Genomic DNA, 17,898 nt, shown 5'->3' on the forward strand with positions numbered 1-17,898 from the left:
TAAATTACAAAGTGACTTATAGTTGATTCTCTAACTTCAGTTGAATTTTTATTAATTATTTTTTAGTTTAGTGGATCTTAATACTCCAAAAATAAGTAAGATCATTGATAATTGGATCGATGAAGATTTAGGTAAGGGAGATCTTACAAGTTCCTCTATTACAGAAGAGAATGGTAATGCATATTGGATTGCAAAAGAGGATGGTATATTTTGTGGGGTTGAGATAATAAAAGAAATTTTTAAAAAAATTGATTTAAAAATCATTCCAAAATTTAATATCTCTGATGGAGATAAATTTGTTAAAGATCAAAAACTACTTGAAATATATGGACCTTCAAAAAGTTTACTAGCGAGTGAAAGGATCAGCTTAAATATAGCAATGCATTTATCTGGAATAGCAACATTTACAAAAAATCTTGTAGATAAGTTAGAAGGCACAAATATAAAATTAGCAGATACTAGAAAAACGACTCCTGGCTTAAGAATATTTGAAAAATATGCATTCAAATGCGGAGGTGGAGTGAATCATAGAATGGGATTATACGATGCAGCTATGATAAAAGAAAATCATATTGCATGGACAGATAATCTTAAGAATGCAGTACAAAAAATTCGCCTAAATTCCCCTTTTACAACTCATATCATAATTGAAGCTGAGAATATAACGCAGGCAAAAGAAGCAGTATTAGCAGGAGCGAATAGTGTCTTATTAGATGAACTTAGTCCTGAAACAATCGAAAAAAACATTCAGGAATTAAGGAACTTATCAATTAATAGCTTAGAAAAAGAAGTCAATAAGAATTTAATAATAGAAGTTTCTGGAATTAACCCTGAAGAAATTAGTAAATATCTAATAAAAGGTATTGATTTGATTTCAACAAGTTCTTCAATTACAAAAAGTGATTGGATTGATTTAAGTATGCGTTATATTAATTAATCATATAGATAAATAATTGAATAAATAATGCTAATCATTTTTAAGGAATTAACAAATAAATTTGAAGAATCTCTTTTAGATAGTCTTAAAAAAAATAATAAAGAGACAGAATTCGAAATTCTTAGAAAAAATTTAATTACACAATCATCAAAAGAGGTATTTGGTGATTACCAATGTAATGTTTGTTTAAGTTTATCTAAAATATATAAAAAGAATCCAAGAGATATTTCTAATGATTTTATAAACCTTTTAAATAAAAATAAAAGTATATCCAAATTATGTAAGAGTCTAGAAATAGCTGGACCTGGATTTATAAATATAAAATTAAAAGATGAAGTTCTCATAAATGAAATTAAATCAAATATTAAATGCCAAAGGGCTGGTATACCTCAAATTAAAATAGATTTAGATAGTGGCTTATCAAATAAAGTCATTGTAGATTTTTCTAGTCCTAATATTGCTAAAGAAATGCATGTAGGGCATTTAAGATCAACAATAATAGGAGATTCAATATCCAGAATCTTTGAGTTAAGAGGTTATCAAGTATTAAGACTAAATCATGTTGGTGATTGGGGAACGCAATTTGGAATGCTTATTACTCAGCTCAAAGATTTATATTCAAATGATTTAGAAGATATAGGGAACATCAAGATAAGTGATTTAGTTGAATTTTATAAAGAATCAAAAAAAAGATTTGATAATGAATCTGAATTCCAAAAAAGATCTAGAGAGGAAGTAGTTAAGTTACAAAGTGGAGATATAAATTCGATTAAAGCTTGGAAATTATTATGTGATCAATCTAGAAAAGAATTTAATGAAATCTATAAAAATTTAAAAATAAAAATAGAAGAAAGAGGTGAATCTTTTTATAACCCCTTCTTAAAATCAGTTATTGAGGATTTAAATTTAAAACAAATATTAGTAGAAGATCAAGGAGCGAAATGTGTATTTTTAGATGGGATGACTAATAAAGAAGGCAAACCTTTACCACTAATTATTCAAAAAAAGGATGGAGGATTTAACTATGCCACCACAGATCTTGCTGCTATAAGATACAGATTCAATAAACCTCCTGATGGGGATGATGCTTCGAGAATTATTTATATAACTGATCATGGACAAGCAAATCATTTTGCTGGAGTCTTTCAAGTTGCAAAAAAAGCAAAATGGATCCCAGACAATTGTCAAGTAGACCATGTCCCTTTTGGTTTAGTTCAAGGAATCGATGGCAAGAAACTAAAGACAAGGGAAGGTAAGACAGTACGTTTAAAAGATTTATTAAATGAAGCAGTTAGAAGAGCAAGAGAAGATTTGTTGAAAAGAATAAAAGAAGAAAATCGTTATGAGACAGAAGATTTTATTGCAAATACTTCAAGAATCATTGGATTAGGAGCTGTTAAGTATGCAGATTTAAGCCAAAATAGGATCACTAATTATCAATTTAGTTTTGATAAGATGCTCTCCCTGAATGGCAATACAGCTCCTTACTTGTTATATACACTTGTAAGAATTGCAGGAATTAAAAGAAAAAATAATTTTGTTTATGAATCTAAAGATTTTCAATATATAAATTATGAACATAAATCTGAGTGGAAACTTATCAGAAAATTACTTAAGTTCGATGAAGTCATAATATCTATTGAAAAAGACTTAATGCCAAATAGATTATGCAATTATCTGTTTGAGCTATGTCAGACTTTTAATAGATTTTATGATCAAGTTCCAATACTCAAAGAAGAAAAATATATAAAAGTTTCTAGACTTAATTTATGTGATCTAACTGCAAAAATACTAAAATTAAGCTTAGAGCTTCTAGGAATTGAAACTTTAGAAAGAATGTAATGAAAGATTTTGATCAATTAAATAATCTTTTCCCAAAACCAAGAGAAGAAATAATAAATATGCAGTCTTATTCTGCACCTTTAGAAAATAGAAGAAATTTACTCCGCTTAGACTTCAATGAAAATACTCTAGGTCCTAGTCCTAATGTTTTTAAAGCATTACAAGCGATACAATTAGATGAGATTTCAATTTATCCAGAATATAATCTATTAAAAAATTTTTTATGTGATCAATATCTTGATTCAAGAAAATTTGATGACGATGAAATAGGAATTTTTAATGGAGCAGACGCAGCAATAAATGCAATTTTCAATTGCTTTGGAGAAAAAGATCAAATATTTCTAACAACAAATCCAACTTTTGGTTACTATTCTCCTTGTTCAGAAATGCGAGGAATGAAGAAAATCACTTGTTCTTACATTGGAGAAAATTTTCTATTCCCCATCGAAGAATTTAGTGAAAAAATTATAAAGTATAATCCAAAGTTAATATTTATTTGTAATCCAAATAATCCAACAGGCACAGTTTTAAGTGCTCAAGAGATAATTAACTTAGCAAATATCAAAAACGATTCATTGATAATTGTTGATGAATTATATGAAAAATTTAATGGAGATAGTCTTCTTGAATCGATAGATTTTGAAAAGAATAACAATATACTAATAATCCAATCTCTCTCAAAAACAGCTGGTTTAGCTGGTTTAAGAATAGGTTTTACTTTTGGAAATAAAAATTTAATTCAATACATCAACAAAGTTACAGGACCATATGATGTAAATAGCTTTGCTATAACGGCAGCATTAGCAGCACTTAAAGACAAATCATATATTGATGATTATGTTTTAGAAGTAAAACAGGCAAGGAAATGGATTAAAAATAAATTTAAATCAACAAAAATCAGAACTCACTTTAGTGGTGGTAATTATTTCTTAATTTGGCCTAAAAAAGATCCTAAAATTCTAATAAAACAAATGAGAGAAAAAGGCATTCTTATCAGAAGTATGGAAAACAAGAAAGATATTGGCAATTCAATAAGGGTAAGTATTGGAACTAAAGAACAAATGATTTTTTTCTGGGACAATTACAAGGGCTTAGATTTAATAAATTAATTACCAAAAATATAAATTGTATTTTGATCGATTCTTTTAGGTTTTATTTGAAAATCTTTTCCAACATATTTTACTTTAAAATCTTTCATATTTTCGATAAATAAATCAGCATTTGAGAAATCACATTCTTTATTAATTTTTTTACCCTGAGCAAAGTGAACAGGAATAACTACATTAGGTTTTAAAAGCTTAACGATTCTTGAAGCCTCTTGCCCATCATAAGATTTTATTCCTCCTCCAATTGAAATAAATAAGATATCTGGGCGAGATAAAATAATTTGACTATTAATATCAATATCACCAGCAGCGCCTCCCATATGAACAATTTTAAGATCATTCTGCTCCCAACTCCAAACAGTTGCCATCCCAAATCTTCTTCCATCTACTCTGTCATGTGGGACGGAAATTCCATTTAATAAAATATCCTCAAACTGATAAATTCCTGGTTCAACAAACATTAATTGATTATTAGGGTTATATCCTTCATCTAAAAGCCTAGAACTAGCCAAAATAAAATCTGCATTGACTTCTTTTGGCTCCTTTAAATTGCTTGCACAACCTACTGCTTTAAAGGGATTTATGAGAATCGATTTTTCTGTACTATTTATTAAAAAACTACTATGTCCCAGACTTTTTATTACTAAATTCCTAGCCAATAATGAGGTAGGTAAGAAAGAGCTTAATAATATAAAAAAGAAAATGTTTTTAATTTGAGAAATCATAATATTGACTTTTTTATATTTTACTTTTGTTCAGCCATTTTTAGAAAATTACTAATTAATTTATGACCAAATTGTGTCAATACACTTTCAGGATGAAACTGTACACCATGTAAATTTTTATATTCTTTGTGAGAGATAGCCATAATTGTTGAGTCTTCTAAAGTCGCAGTTATATCGAAGCAAGATGGTAAAGAACTTGAATCAACAATAAGACTATGGTATCTTGTAGCCACAAATGGAGTCTCGATATCTTTAAACAATCCTTTTTGATTATGAAAAATTTTGGATGTCTTACCATGCATAAGTTCTTTCCCAACTATTACTTTACCTCCAAAAGCTTGGGCCAAAGCTTGATGACCTAAACAAACTCCCAATGTAGGAATAGTTTTAGATAATTTTTTTAGTATTGGCAGACAAATTCCAGATTGATCTGGATTGCCTGGACCTGGTGATAACAAAATACCACTAGGATTTAGTTTGATAATTTCTTCTATAGTAATTTCATCATTTCTTTTAACTATTAATTCTTTAGTTATTTCATGCTCTACTGAAAGTTCTCCTAAATATTGAACAAGGTTATAAGTAAAACTATCGTAATTATCAATAACAAGAAACATATTTATATGGATTTAAAATAACAACTTAAGTTTAGGAACAAAGATGTATACAGCAATAATAACAGAATTAATGGAAGCTAATAATACTGCACCTGCAGAAGTATCTTTTGAAATTTTAGCCAAAAAACTAAATTTTTTTTTCACTACTAAATCAACGATTGATTCAATAGATGTATTCAATATTTCTAATATTAAAACAGACATTATTGTTGCAATCAAAATAACATAATTACTTAGACTAATTTTGAGTAAAAAACCACTTATCAAACTTGTAAATGCAAAAATTAATTGAATTTTAAAATTTCTTGAAGTTTTTAATACATAACTAATACCACTGAAAGCATACCTAAAACTTATAAATACATTACTAGAAGTTTTGTATGATTCTTTTCTATTTTCTAAATAGTTTATTTTTTTTTTCATTGATTTTTAATCTAATCGAGTAATTAAATATTCTTGGAAATTTAACATATTTTCTAAATCATGCTCATTATTATGTTCCCATCCCAAAAGATGTAAAAATCCATGACTAGCTAACCAGATCATCTCTCTATAGATTGAATATTTATATTCATAAGATTGCTTAAGTGCCATCTCTAATGATATAAATATATCTCCCAACTCTATATGATCTAAATTATTTAGATATTCATTAGAAATAATTGGAAAAGATAGAACATCAGTTGGACCATTTTTTTGCATCCATTTCTTATTCAAAGAAGCAATTTCTTGATTAGATATTATCTGTAAGCCTAATGAAAAAGATTTTTTTTCAAAAATATAATTTGGTAATTCATAATCCTCTTTTTTTGATATTGTAGTTATCCAAGATAAAAAAACTTTCTCCCAAAAATTAGATTCGAAAATAAGCTTAGTTTTAGTATCTTTTAACTTATTTGAAAATTGAGAAAAATCATTACATTGAAAAACCAGATCTAAATTTATTTCAGAAATAATTTTTTCTTTCATACATTCTTAAACTGGAATATTGGGCTTACCTATTGTGGCAACAAGTATTAATATCCCAATTAAAACTAGAAAGGTTATTGAAAAATGAGAAATACTTTTTGAGCCTTTCCTTACCATATTTCTCATAGCTAGCTTTATAAAGCTTGGAGGAGAAACTTTTTTTTCTAAAATTTCGTTTTTATTTTCCATTAGTTATTCAATAGATTCATTAGAAGAAATATTCATACGTAATAATTCATGAATAAATGGTTCAAGTCCACCATCTAAAACACTATCTAAATCATTAGTCTCCTGCATAGTCCTAAGATCTTTTACCATTTGATAGGGATGGAAAACATAATTTCTTATTTGATTGCCCCATGCAGCTTCCACAATATCACCTTTAATATCAGCGACTTCTGCAGCTCGTTGTTCTTTAGCAATCACTAATAGTTTAGACTTTAAAAGTAACATAGCTTTTTCTTTATTTTGTAATTGAGATCTTTCTTGGGTACATCTTACTGAAATCCCTGAAGGCAAATGAACAATTCTTACTGCTGTTTCTACTTTATTAACATTTTGTCCTCCCGCTCCACCGGATCTACTCGTTGTAATTTCTAAATCTTTTTCAGGTATATCAAGTGAAATATTATCATCTAATTTTGGCATAACCTCTACCCCAGCAAAGCTGGTTTGTCTTTTGCCATTGGCATTAAAAGGAGAAATTCTCACTAATCTATGAGTTCCTTTTTCATGCTGCAGATAGCCGTATGCATATTTTCCATCAATTTCAAACGTTACACTTTTAATACCTGCTTCTTCTCCTTGAGATAATTCATTAATGTCAAGGTGCATTTGATTATTATCGGCCCATCTTGAGTACATTCTTAATAATATCTCTACCCAATCCTGCGCATCTGTTCCCCCCGCACCTGCGTTAATAGAAACTACTGCTCCTTCCTTATCGTATTCACCACATAACAATCTTTCAAATTCCCATTTATCTAAATTCTCTCTTAATTTCTTTAACCCCTGCTGAGATTCTAAAATCATTTCTTCTTCAGGTTCTAAATAATAAAGCTCAAGAGAGGCATTAGCATCAGAAATAAAAGTTTTCCATTTATCCAACAATTCTAGTTGTGCTTTGACATCATCAAGGATTAACATTTGCTTTTTAGCTTCTTCTTGATTTTCCCAAAATTCAGGTTGAGCAGAAATTTGCTCTAACTCTTTCCTTTTCGCTTTTAATCTTGGAACGTCAAAGACAATCCTGAGCATTACCCAGGCGCGCTGTTAATTCCGAAAGATCTTTTTTAAAATCTGTAATATCTATCAAAATAGAATTTAATCGTTATTTATAATCTAACAAGCACTTTTGTTTAATAGTATAAACTAAGTATTATTTTAAAAAAATGTCCAAAGTTGAAATTTATACTTGGCAATATTGCCCATTCTGTATTCGAGCAAAATCACTACTCAAGAAAAAAAATGTAAATTTTACAGAATATAAAATAGATGGCGACGAAGATGCCAGAGCATTGATGATTGAAAGAGCTGATGGTAGAAGAACATTACCACAAATATTTATAGATAATGAAGGTATCGGAGGCTGCGATGATCTCTATGCATTAGAAAATGAAAATAAATTAGAAGTATTATTAAACTAGACCTTATGAAATTTCTATTCGTAATAGATCCAATTAAAAATATAAATCCCTTAAAAGATTCAACTGCTGCTTTAATGCAAGCATCATCAAAAAAAAATATTGAAATCTGGAGTTGTACTCCTCAAGACCTTGAAGCTAGAGGTGATGAAGTATGGGCATCTTCCGTAAAAGTTGAAGTAAATCCGTGGATTTCTTTCAAAGAGAATGATTGCATACCTCTCGCCGAATTTAATTGCATTTGGATGAGAAAAGATCCTCCTGTAAATGAGGCTTATTTATATGCAACCCATCTTTTAGAAGTTGCCGAAAGAAAAGGAGTAAAAGTAATAAACAAACCCTCATCGTTAAGAGCATGGAATGAAAAGCTAGGTGCTTTGAGATATAGCCACTTAATGGCACCTACAATAGTTGCGAGTAAGGTAAAAGATCTTATTAATTTTGCAAATATAAATAATGAAGTAGTCATAAAACCTCTTGGAGGAAAAGGTGGTCAAGGTGTTATAAGGATAAATAAAAATTATCCAGGCATTAAATCAATCATTGAATTAATCACTTCTCAAGAAGAATTACCCGTTATGATGCAAAAATTTATTCCTGAAGTCATAGAGGGTGATAAAAGAATAATTATCGTAAACGGAGAAGCAATTGGATCTATAAATAGGATTCCTCAAGGAGGTGATTTTAGGAGTAATTTAGCGATGGGAGGTAAGGCTGAACCCACATTATTAACAGAAAAAGAAAAAAGTATCTGCTCAGAATTATCTCAACACTTCAAAGATGAAGGTTTATTTTTTGTGGGTATTGATGTAATAAATGGAATGCTTAGCGAGATTAATGTAACCAGTCCAACAGGTTTAAGAGAAATAGAAAATTTAACCAATAAGAATGTTTCTGCGGAAGTTATTGAAAAATTAGTAGAAATTATCTAGGATTTTTAGCGCAAAATATCTGTTTTATTATAGATTCAAATTTTAATTTAATCTCATCTATTTCTTCCTCTAAAACGGAGCCTAAAACTATACCTGAACCTGCAGTAAGTTCAATATTTTCTTCAATACATCTTACGCCTCTTATTGCCAAAAGAAATGAAGCATTTCCTGATGAATCAACCCAACCCATTGGAGAAGCATAATTTCCTCTTGGAAAAGACTCAAGAGTATTTATCCAATCCAATGCTGTATTTTTTGGGTATCCACAAACGGCCGGAGATGGATGTAGGTTTTTAAGTAATTCAAAAGGACAAATATTTTCAACTTTAGAGAAAATAAGTGTTTGCAAATGAGAAATATCTCCAAATGAATTTACCTTGATATCACTTTTTTTAAAGTTTGTTATTTTTGAGACTTCTAAAGATTCAATCAAATACTGTATTACATAATTATGTTCCTTTAAGTCTTTAGTACTTTTTAGGAGTTTCTTAAAATTTGAATTAGTAGAGATAGTTCCAGCAAGAGCCTCTAAAGTTAAATTAGGTTTAGAAAAAGAAAATAATTTCTCTGGAGAAGCTCCAAACAAAATATCCTTACTATTCCTTTTCCAAACGTATCTACATGTATTTGGCTGCTTCTTTTTGAATCTTTTTAAAATTTCTACTAAATCTAATTTATTTTTTAATTTTATTTTAATCCTATTCGCTAAAACTATCTTTTCAAGGATACCTTTCTCTACTAATTGAATTCCTCTATTTATTACTTTTTTCATATCTGTTTTAGAAGTTTCTAAGGAACGTGAGAAATCATCAATATAAGGGGAATCAAAACTAGTTTTTAAGACAGATGATTTTATTAATTTTGAGCCAGAATTAATAACTTGATTTCTAATTGTCCATATTTCTTCAATTAATGTTCTTAATGATGATTTACCTTCAACATGACCATTGATTCTTAACCAGCAATTCTTATCACTTTTAGTAATTAATATTTTTGGCAAGATGGCTTCCAAACTAGGGGTATCTGAAGGTAAATTCTTATTATTCAAATTTTCAGAGAAAGAAAATAAATAAATTATTTTTGAAAGTGCAGAATTATGCGATTCATTAGTTAAATTAATTAAATTTTTAAAATTCTCAGAATTAAACTCTTTTGCTACCTCAAATCTTTTTGGACCATCCAGAGTAACATATTTACACTTTTCGAAAGCTATATATGAAATGCCGTCAGATTCCTCCCAAAATGAAGAAAACGGATATTTATTTATTAACAATTCATAAACTTGAAATAAATCAATACAAGGAATCTCAACACAAATACTTACTAATCCAGAATTTTCAACTTTCTTATCGAAAGAGGAAAATACATCTTTTAAAAAATCTGTTAAGTTTAAATCATTTTTCATTACTTATTGAAAATAACTAAAAATCATGCAATAAAGTAAAAAATGTAACTCAATTTATAAACTACATTTAAAAATTTTCTAATTTTGTGTGTTAATTAAAAATGGACGAAGATAAAAAAAAATTATGGAAACAAGCAATAAAATGGCCTCTTTATTCTGTTGCCATACTTCCAGTTTTAATAACAGGGGCTTATTTACTCAATCAATATGAAAAGGTAAAAATTTATAATTTGATTGCATTTACTTTAGCTGCAATTTTGATATTACTTTGGGAAAATCTTACTAATGATTTATTCGACGCAGAAACAGGAATCGATGAATTTAAATTCCATTCAATTGTAAATCTTGTAAAAAATAAAAAAATAATTTCATTTATTGCATATACATCTTTAGTTATTGGTTTATTAATAATTTCAATTATTTCAGTATCAACAAGTATAAACATTTTGATTTTGGTGGCAGCTTGCTGCTTCTTAGGATATTTATATCAAGGCCCTCCTTTTAGATTTGGCTATCAAGGTTTAGGAGAACCATTATGCTGGCTTGCATTTGGACCGTTTGCTTACTCTGCAATCTTAATTGCGTTAAATCCATCTAATATTTTCTTTGAAGATATTCCCTGGAAAGTTTCTTTATTACTTGGTTCAGGACCTTCCTTGGCAACAACTCTTGTATTATTTTGTTCTCATTTTCATCAAATTTCTGAAGATAAAAAGCATGGGAAAAATTCACCTTTAGTTCGCTTAGGGTCAAAAAAAGGTTCTCAATTTGTGCCTTGGATAATTTTTACAATATATATTTTTCAACTTTTCACTATAGTTAATGGATTTATTCCAGTGTTTTGTATCCTTTATTTGATTAGTTATCCTCAAGCAATAAAACTTATAAATTTATTAAGTTCTTCATATAAAAACCCTAGTGCAATAAAAAATTGTAAATTTATCGCAATAAAATTTCAAACTCTTAATGGAGTTGGCTTAATCACAGGATTAATATTTAATTACTTGCTTCATAAATGAACTTAATATTTCAAAAAAAATCTTATAGCTTTAAGTTATCCGCCAAAGTAGAAAATTCTAAAACCACTTACCATACAAAATCGGGTTGGATAATTAAATTAACAAGTAATGATAAAAAAATTGGGTTTGGAGAAGTTTCACCGCTTCATAAAGAAGACTTAAAAAAGTGTGCAAAACAACTAGAAATGATACCTTCGTATGTGGAATTATTTAATTTATCTGAGCAAATAAATATTTTTCATCCATGCATTCAATCTGCAATAAATTCTGCATTAGCCGAAATAAATGGAAAAATAATTTTTAAAGAAAACTACTACTTTGATGAATTTAATAAAACAGCCATATTATTAAATCATGAAAATGTGGTTTCAGATCTAAATGAAATTAAAAAAAGACAATCTGATATTGGAAAATCATTAACAATAAAATGGAAAGTAGCATTAAAAAATAATCATGAGGAAGAAGCAAGTTTAGAAGAAATTTTAAGCCAAATAGACAATAATATTAAGTTAAGAATAGATGCTAATGGTTCTTGGGGAAGAGAGATAGCTAATAGATGGGCTGATATTTTGAAGGGCAACAAAAATATAGATTGGTTAGAACAACCTCTATGCGTTGATGATATTGATGGACTAACAGAACTAAACAAAAAAATCCCTATAGCCTTAGACGAATCACTTTTAAAATTTCCAAATTTGATTGATGAGTGGAAAGGTTGGCAAATTCGAAGACCTTCTCAAGAAAATAATCCAGTTAAGCTTTTAAGAGAATTAGAAAATAAAAAAGGTTTAATATCTATAAGTACCTCATTTGAAACTGGTATAGGGAAGAGATGGCTTTATCATTTATCATCTCTACAATTACAAGGACCGACTCCAAAAGTTCCTGGTTTAGCAATGAATAGATTCCCTAATTCGTTTCTATTTTTAAATGAAGCAAAAAAGATATGGGATCAACTATGAAAAATAAAATTCATACTATTGAAGTTGAAAATAACGAAACTCAATCTGTAGAGAAAATTATTGAAAAAATTAGAGAGAATAAAATTATTTATGTGAAAAACAAATTTTATCAAGACAAATATGTATTAAACTCAATTAATGAAAATGGGCCAGCAATTATCTTAAACAGTAGTGGGAGTTCTGGAAAACCGAGACAATGTTTTCACCATTTAGATAATCTTAAATTATCTGCAGCTACATCAGGTCAATGGCTAATAGAGCAAGGATTTGAATTGCAAAACTGCTTAATTTTAAATACTTTACCCCTGAACCATATAAGTGGATTAATGCCAATTTTTAGAAGTCAAACTTGGGGATGTGATTGTATTAATATTTCTCCGAATTTGATAAAAAAAACTCGAGAACTTTTACTTTTTACAATTAAATTTAAAAAAAACAAAAAACACTTGATTACGTCATTAGTACCTACACAATTACAAAGACTTTTAGCTCAAAAAGATGGAATAAGTTGGTTAAAAATTTTTGATCTAATTTGGGTAGGTGGAGCTTCAATTTCAGAAGAAACTGCAGAACAATGTATAAGAGAAAAAATAAAATTAGCACCTTGTTACGGCTCAACTGAAACAGCAGCAATGGTTACGATTTTAAAACCAAAAGAATTCTTAATGGGTTTTAAAAATGTTGGAGAAATACTACCTGATACAAAAATAAGAATTAACGCACAAGGATTAATCGAGATAAAATCAGCCAGAATTGGAATCGAAATAATAGACTCTTTTAAAACTGAAAATTTCAAGAATAAAAATGGGTGGTGGCAAACAAGTGATTTAGGTGAAATTATTCAAATCAATAATTCTCTCTATTTAAACTTTGTTGGCAGAAGTGATAATGCCTTTAATTCAGGAGGAGAAATCGTTTTCCCTGAAGTAATTGAATCTAGATTAAATGATTTTATTATGAAAGAAAATATCCCAATTAATAAATTCAATATTTCAAAAGTATCTAACAAATTATGGGGAAATAAAATTAAAGTAATAGTTGAATTTAGAGAACTTACAAATAATAAAAATATTGAAATATCTTTAAATTTATTAAAAAAATTTTCTCAAAGTTGGCCTAAACATGAAAAGCCTGAAAAGTGGATTGTTAAAAACAAAAATAGCATTACAGAAAAAATAAACTATAAATTTGAAAAATAATAATTAGCATTCTTTTAAATTTGTACTCACATTAGAAGCCTCTATCCATCTTTCTAACTGAGCGGGAAGTTCTATTTTATTTCTTGAATCAACATCTAAAGAACAATGTATAATTTTCCCTTCGGCTACTTTATTTCCATTTTTTATAAAAAAGCTATTTACTTGGAACAAATGAGTATTAATTTTATGAGGGGCAATTTTTACTTTTAATAAATCTCCAATTTTTATAGGCGCAAGAAAGTTTGCTTCACAATTTACTATTGGAAAAATAATTTGACTTTTACGTATAGAAAAATCTGGGAAAATATCTTGAGAAGGAATCCCATAAATCTCCATACTTTCTTCCCAAGCTTCATGCGACCATTTTAATAAGTTATGAAAATGAATTACACCTGCAGAATCACAATCACCAAATCTTACCTTCTTCTGCAATATTAACCAGTCAGCAGATTTCATTTAAAGAAATTATCTATCAACAGATCCCATAATGACATCTATTGAACCAAGGATAGCCATAATATCAGCTATTTTGGCACCTTTCAGAATATGAGGCAATATTTGCAGATTATTTAAATCAGCTGCTCTGATTTTAAATCTCCATGGGGTAACTTCATTATTTCCTTGAATAAATACACCTATTTCTCCTTTGCCGGACTCTAATCTTGTATATAATTCTCCGTTAGGAATTTTAAAAGTTGGAGCAACCTTCTTAGCTACATATTGATAGTCAATACCAAATATTTCACTTTTCTTATCTTCAGTCGCCATTCTTTGAGCTTCTAAATTTTCTGTTGGACCTCCTGGAATCATTTTGCAGGCTTGGCGAATGATGCTTAGTGATTGTCTCATCTCTTCAACTCTTACTCGATATCTCGCATAACAATCTCCTTCTTTTTCTGAAGCAATCTGCCAATCAAAATCGTCATAACATTCATAACTATCGACTTTCCTTAAATCCCAGGAGACTCCAGAAGCTCTAAGCATTGGCCCAGACAAAGACCAATTAATTGCCTGGTCCCTTTGTATTGTTCCAAGACCTTCAATTCTTTTTCTAAAAATTGGATTATTTGTGATTAATTTTTCGTATTCATCTATCTTAGGACCGAACCAATCGCAAAAGTCTATACATTTTTCTAACCATCCGTATGGGAGATCACATGCGACACCGCCTATCCTAAAGAAATTATTATTTATTAGCCTTTGCCCAGTAGCAGCTTCCCAAAGATCATAGATCATCTCTCTTTCTCTAAAAATATAGAAAAATGGAGTTTGAGCTCCCACGTCTGCTAAAAAGGGACCAAGCCATAAAAGGTGATTAGCAATACGATTAAGTTCGAGCATAAGAACTCTGATGTAACTAGCTCTTTTAGGAACTGGAATATTAGCTAATCTTTCAGGAGCATTTACTACAATAGCTTCATAAAACATTCCTGCTGCATAATCCATTCTGCTTACATAAGGTACATACATTACATTTGTCCTATTTTCAGCTATCTTTTCCATTCCTCTATGTAAATATCCAATTACTGGCTCACAATCAATGACATTCTCACCATCAAGGGTTACAACTAACCTTAAAACCCCATGCATTGAGGGATGGTGAGGGCCAAAATTGACCACCATTGGTTCTGTTCTAGTCTCTAGCTGAGCCATTCGAAATTTAACTTCTAAATAAATCTTAGTCGAAAGTTATGCAAACTGACCTATCTGATTCATCTTTTTTCAATCATCAATCAGTTATGACAGATGAGATTATGGCCTCATTAGAGCATTACCCACTTATACATAACAATCAACTTAAGGGAATAGACGCAACTTTAGGCGGAGGCGGGCACTCCTATCATTTATTGAGAAAATATTCGGATTTAAATATAATTGGACTTGATCAAGATCCATTCGCAAGAAAATCAGCATCAAAAAAACTTGATGAGTTTAAAAGTAGGATTGATATAAGGGCTTCAAATTTTGCAGATTTTGTACCAAAAGAAAAAGTTTCTTTTGTGATTGCAGATCTTGGAGTAAATAGTAACCAAATTGATGACCCTAAAAGAGGATTTAGTTTCCAAAAAGATGGTCCGCTTGATATGCGCATGAATCCTTTTCTTGATGTTGATGCAGAAAAATTAATTGAGGCTTTAAATGAAAAAGATCTAGCTAACCTAATTTATAAATATGGAGATGAGAGATTGTCAAGAAAGATTGCTAGGAAAATAAAATTAGATTTAAAGGAAAATGGGAAATATTCTGGGACAAAAGAGTTAGCATATTCTATTGCAGGCTGCTTCCCACCAAAACAAAGATATAAAAAAATACATCCAGCAACAAGAACATTTCAAGCACTAAGAATTGCTGTTAATAAAGAAATTGAAGTATTAGAAAAATTTTTGCAAGTTGTACCTGAATGGCTTTTGCCAGGGGGTATTATTTCTATTATTAGTTTTCATTCCCTTGAAGATAGGTTAGTTAAAAGTTGTTTTAAGAATGATCAAAGACTAAAAAACCTGACAAAAAAGCCAATAACTCCTTCCGAACAAGAAGTCGAACTAAACAAAAGAGCTAGAAGTGGAAAATTAAGAATTGCTCAATTAAATTAAAAGCCTATAATTTCTATCGTAATGATCTGATCGTATCTGTAAGAATATGAATTGCTTGTTTTATATCTTTTGAATTAGTACTTAATCCAATACTTAACCTTATTGAAGATTCTGCATCTTTAATAGATCTACCTAAGGCTAGTAAAACATGAGATGGTTCACCATTACTACATGCAGATCCAGTAGAACAAATTATTTTAGATTTTAAAAGTTTATGAAACTTTGCTCCGTTTAAATCCAATACAGTCAAATTTAGATTGTGAGGTAATCTTTTTTCTAAGGAGCCATTAATTAATAAACCAGAATTATTTTTTAACAACCCTTCTAAAAGGTTATTTCTATAAAAAAGTAATTTCTCAGCATTATTTTTTTGATTAAAAACTGCTATCTCTATTGCTTTAGCAAAGCCAACTACTAAAGGAAGAGGTAATGTGCCGGACCTAAGACCATATTCCTGACCTCCTCCAACAATTAAAGGCTCAAGATTAATTTCTTCATCAATCAAAAGAAGTCCTATCCCTTTAGGACCATATATTTTGTGAGAACTCATCGTTACCATGTTTACATCTAATAAAAGATTGTCTAACGCCATATAACCTAAACATTGTGCAAAATCAGAGTGAAATGTTATTCCTCTCGATTTACATATTTTTGAAATATTTTCTATGGGCTGAATAACTCCTATTTCGTTATTTGCCAACATTACACTAACCAGAAATGTATCTTCTCTTATATTTTTTTTGAATTGTTCTTCTGAAATTAAGCCATCTTTCTCAGGATTAATTTCTGTAACCATAAATCCCTCTTTTTTTAGTTGGTATAAGGGCTCCAAAACAGCTTTATGCTCCGTTTTTAAGGTAATAATATGTCCATAATTTCCTGTTTTTTTATAGAAATTTCTAGCAAAACCTAATAACGCTAAGTTATTAGATTCAGTTGCTCCACTTGTAAAAATAACTTTTTTATTCTTAAGAAATAAACTTTGTTCTATTTTTTCTCTTGATGCTTCCAATATAGCGCTTGCGTTGATCCCCGCCAAATTAGATTTGCTTGCAGGGTTAGAAAATATCTCACTCCAAAAAGGTTTCATAGAATCAACGACATCTCTAGAGCAAGGAGTCGAAGATTGATAGTCTAGTAGTATAGGAGTTGATAGCATTATGTTTAGTATATAAAATTCTGTTTATTACTAGAAAATCAAATTAAAGAATTAAAAAAATGAATGAAATTAATCAAATAAATAATGAACCGGTAAGAAAATCAAGAATTTTATTAGTTGATGATGAGCCTGGGTTAAGAACAGCTGTTAAAACATTTTTAGAAGATGAAGGCTTTGAAATATTTATTGCAGTTGATGGAGAGGATGGTTGGGAAAAAGCTCAAACAATTTTCCCCGATTTGATAATTAGCGATATTATGATGCCACGAGCCAACGGTTATGCTTTATTAGAAAAAATTAGAGAGGATGAAAAATTAGGAGGAACTCCAGTTATTTTTCTAACTGCAAAAGGAATGACCCTAGACAGAACAGAAGGTTATCTTGCGGGAGTTGATGATTATATTTCCAAACCTTTCGATCCCGATGAATTAGCTGCAAGAGTTAAAAATGTAATCAACAGACAAGAACGATTATTAAAAGAAGCGGCACGATTCGCAGATATTGACGTAAGCAAAATGGCAAAACAAATTACTGAAATAAAATCTATGCTCACAGACCAAAACCAGACTAATCCAGAAAATAAAATAAATCTTCCTAGTTTTACTCCTAGAGAAGCTAGTGTGCTGCAACTAGTAGCAGAGGGACTGATGAATAAAGAAATTGCAAGACAGCTTGAAACATCTATTAGAAATGTTGAGAAATATGTAAGTAGACTTTTTATCAAGACAGGTACATCTAGCCGAACAGAATTAGTTCGTTATGCACTTGAAAATCATTTAGTGAAATAAA

The 17,898-nt window shown here is 29.5% G+C and carries 20 protein-coding genes; 10 read left to right on the plus strand and 10 right to left on the minus strand.

From position 1 onward, the window contains the following. Positions 1–70: 70 nt before the first annotated feature. Genes nadC through JJ842_04250 form a run of 3 tightly spaced genes read left to right on the plus strand, consistent with a single transcriptional unit; the run spans position 71 to position 3,888 of the window. On the plus strand, positions 71–937 hold the full coding sequence (gene nadC / locus JJ842_04240; protein ID MBO6971119.1) for a carboxylating nicotinate-nucleotide diphosphorylase: 867 nt from the start codon (positions 71–73) through the stop codon (positions 935–937). Positions 938–964: 27 nt separating this feature from the next. Next, complete coding sequence (gene argS / locus JJ842_04245; GenBank protein MBO6971120.1) at positions 965–2,779, plus strand: arginine--tRNA ligase; 1,815 nt, start codon at positions 965–967, stop codon at positions 2,777–2,779. Beyond that, on the plus strand, positions 2,779–3,888 hold the full coding sequence (locus tag JJ842_04250; GenBank protein MBO6971121.1) for a histidinol-phosphate aminotransferase family protein: 1,110 nt from the start codon (positions 2,779–2,781) through the stop codon (positions 3,886–3,888). Before argS ends, JJ842_04250 begins: the two co-directional genes overlap by 1 nt. On the opposite strand, the gene JJ842_04255 is transcribed toward JJ842_04250, so the two are convergent. From JJ842_04255 to prfB, 6 genes are all read right to left on the minus strand, one after another. Then, entirely contained in the window at positions 3,885–4,610 is a 726-nt protein-coding gene (locus JJ842_04255; protein MBO6971122.1) for an MBL fold metallo-hydrolase, read from the minus strand. The two genes, JJ842_04250 and JJ842_04255, sit on opposite strands and share 4 nt — an antisense overlap. A 20-nt stretch (positions 4,611–4,630) precedes the next feature. Continuing rightward, positions 4,631–5,227, minus strand: a complete 597-nt coding sequence (locus tag JJ842_04260; GenBank protein ID MBO6971123.1) for an aminodeoxychorismate/anthranilate synthase component II — start codon at positions 5,225–5,227, stop codon at positions 4,631–4,633. A 12-nt stretch (positions 5,228–5,239) separates the two neighbouring features. After that, positions 5,240–5,650, minus strand: a complete 411-nt coding sequence (locus JJ842_04265) for a diacylglycerol kinase family protein (protein ID MBO6971124.1) — start codon at positions 5,648–5,650, stop codon at positions 5,240–5,242. Between the two features lie 6 nt (positions 5,651–5,656). Further along, the gene (ybeY, locus tag JJ842_04270; protein ID MBO6971125.1) at positions 5,657–6,196 is read right to left on the minus strand and encodes an rRNA maturation RNase YbeY; all 540 of its coding nucleotides are present in this window, start codon (positions 6,194–6,196) and stop codon (positions 5,657–5,659) included. A 6-nt stretch (positions 6,197–6,202) separates the two neighbouring features. Then, entirely contained in the window at positions 6,203–6,385 is a 183-nt protein-coding gene (locus JJ842_04275) for a DUF3285 domain-containing protein (protein MBO6971126.1), read from the minus strand. Positions 6,386–6,388: 3 nt separating this feature from the next. Continuing rightward, positions 6,389–7,511, minus strand: a protein-coding gene (gene prfB / locus JJ842_04280) for a peptide chain release factor 2 (GenBank protein ID MBO6971127.1) whose coding sequence is annotated in 2 segments (ribosomal slippage) — positions 6,389–7,435 and positions 7,437–7,511 — 1,122 coding nt in all. Because the reading frame shifts where the segments join, the coding sequence is not laid out codon by codon here. A gap of 76 nt (positions 7,512–7,587) precedes the next feature. On the opposite strand from prfB, the gene grxC reads away from it, so the two are divergent. Together grxC and gshB are read left to right on the plus strand one after the other, a co-directional pair. Next, entirely contained in the window at positions 7,588–7,842 is a 255-nt protein-coding gene (gene grxC, locus JJ842_04285) for a glutaredoxin 3 (GenBank protein ID MBO6971128.1), read from the plus strand. 5 nt (positions 7,843–7,847) lie between these two features. Then, positions 7,848–8,771, plus strand: coding sequence for a glutathione synthase (gshB, locus tag JJ842_04290; GenBank protein MBO6971129.1), 924 nt, complete (start codon positions 7,848–7,850; stop codon positions 8,769–8,771). Here gshB and JJ842_04295 read toward each other — a convergent pair. After that, complete coding sequence (locus JJ842_04295) at positions 8,764–10,176, minus strand: chorismate-binding protein (protein ID MBO6971130.1); 1,413 nt, start codon at positions 10,174–10,176, stop codon at positions 8,764–8,766. The genes gshB and JJ842_04295 overlap by 8 nt on opposite strands. A gap of 101 nt (positions 10,177–10,277) precedes the next feature. Here JJ842_04295 and JJ842_04300 point away from each other — a divergent pair, with 101 nt between their 5' ends. The 3 genes from JJ842_04300 to JJ842_04310 are packed head-to-tail and all read left to right on the plus strand — an operon-like array spanning position 10,278 to position 13,356. Continuing rightward, complete coding sequence (locus JJ842_04300) at positions 10,278–11,195, plus strand: 2-carboxy-1,4-naphthoquinone phytyltransferase (GenBank protein MBO6971131.1); 918 nt, start codon at positions 10,278–10,280, stop codon at positions 11,193–11,195. Beyond that, complete coding sequence (locus JJ842_04305) at positions 11,192–12,157, plus strand: o-succinylbenzoate synthase (protein MBO6971132.1); 966 nt, start codon at positions 11,192–11,194, stop codon at positions 12,155–12,157. The genes JJ842_04300 and JJ842_04305 overlap by 4 nt, the downstream gene beginning before the upstream one ends. Beyond that, positions 12,142–13,356: an AMP-binding protein gene (locus tag JJ842_04310; protein ID MBO6971133.1), complete on the plus strand. Its 1,215-nt coding sequence runs from the start codon at positions 12,142–12,144 to the stop codon at positions 13,354–13,356. Before JJ842_04305 ends, JJ842_04310 begins: the two co-directional genes overlap by 16 nt. Before the next feature lie 3 nt (positions 13,357–13,359). Here the strand turns inward: JJ842_04310 and JJ842_04315 are convergent, their stop codons facing one another. Together JJ842_04315 and JJ842_04320 are read right to left on the minus strand one after the other, a co-directional pair. Then, positions 13,360–13,812: an acyl-CoA thioesterase gene (locus tag JJ842_04315; protein ID MBO6971134.1), complete on the minus strand. Its 453-nt coding sequence runs from the start codon at positions 13,810–13,812 to the stop codon at positions 13,360–13,362. Positions 13,813–13,821: 9 nt separating this feature from the next. Then, positions 13,822–15,009: an NAD(P)H-quinone oxidoreductase subunit H gene (locus JJ842_04320; GenBank protein ID MBO6971135.1), complete on the minus strand. Its 1,188-nt coding sequence runs from the start codon at positions 15,007–15,009 to the stop codon at positions 13,822–13,824. A 38-nt stretch (positions 15,010–15,047) separates the two neighbouring features. Between JJ842_04320 and rsmH the strand changes: the two genes are divergently transcribed. Beyond that, the gene (rsmH, locus tag JJ842_04325; GenBank protein ID MBO6971136.1) at positions 15,048–15,950 is read left to right on the plus strand and encodes a 16S rRNA (cytosine(1402)-N(4))-methyltransferase RsmH; all 903 of its coding nucleotides are present in this window, start codon (positions 15,048–15,050) and stop codon (positions 15,948–15,950) included. 13 nt (positions 15,951–15,963) lie between these two features. Here rsmH and JJ842_04330 read toward each other — a convergent pair whose 3' ends face one another. Continuing rightward, positions 15,964–17,109, minus strand: a complete 1,146-nt coding sequence (locus JJ842_04330) for a cysteine desulfurase (GenBank protein MBO6971137.1) — start codon at positions 17,107–17,109, stop codon at positions 15,964–15,966. Between the two features lie 59 nt (positions 17,110–17,168). On the opposite strand from JJ842_04330, the gene JJ842_04335 reads away from it, so the two are divergent. Further along, on the plus strand, positions 17,169–17,897 hold the full coding sequence (locus JJ842_04335) for a response regulator transcription factor (GenBank protein ID MBO6971138.1): 729 nt from the start codon (positions 17,169–17,171) through the stop codon (positions 17,895–17,897). Position 17,898: the final 1 nt, after the last annotated feature.

This window comes from Prochlorococcus marinus CUG1433, assembly GCA_017644425.1.
GTDB lineage: Bacteria > Cyanobacteriota > Cyanobacteriia > PCC-6307 > Cyanobiaceae > Prochlorococcus_A > Prochlorococcus_A marinus_U.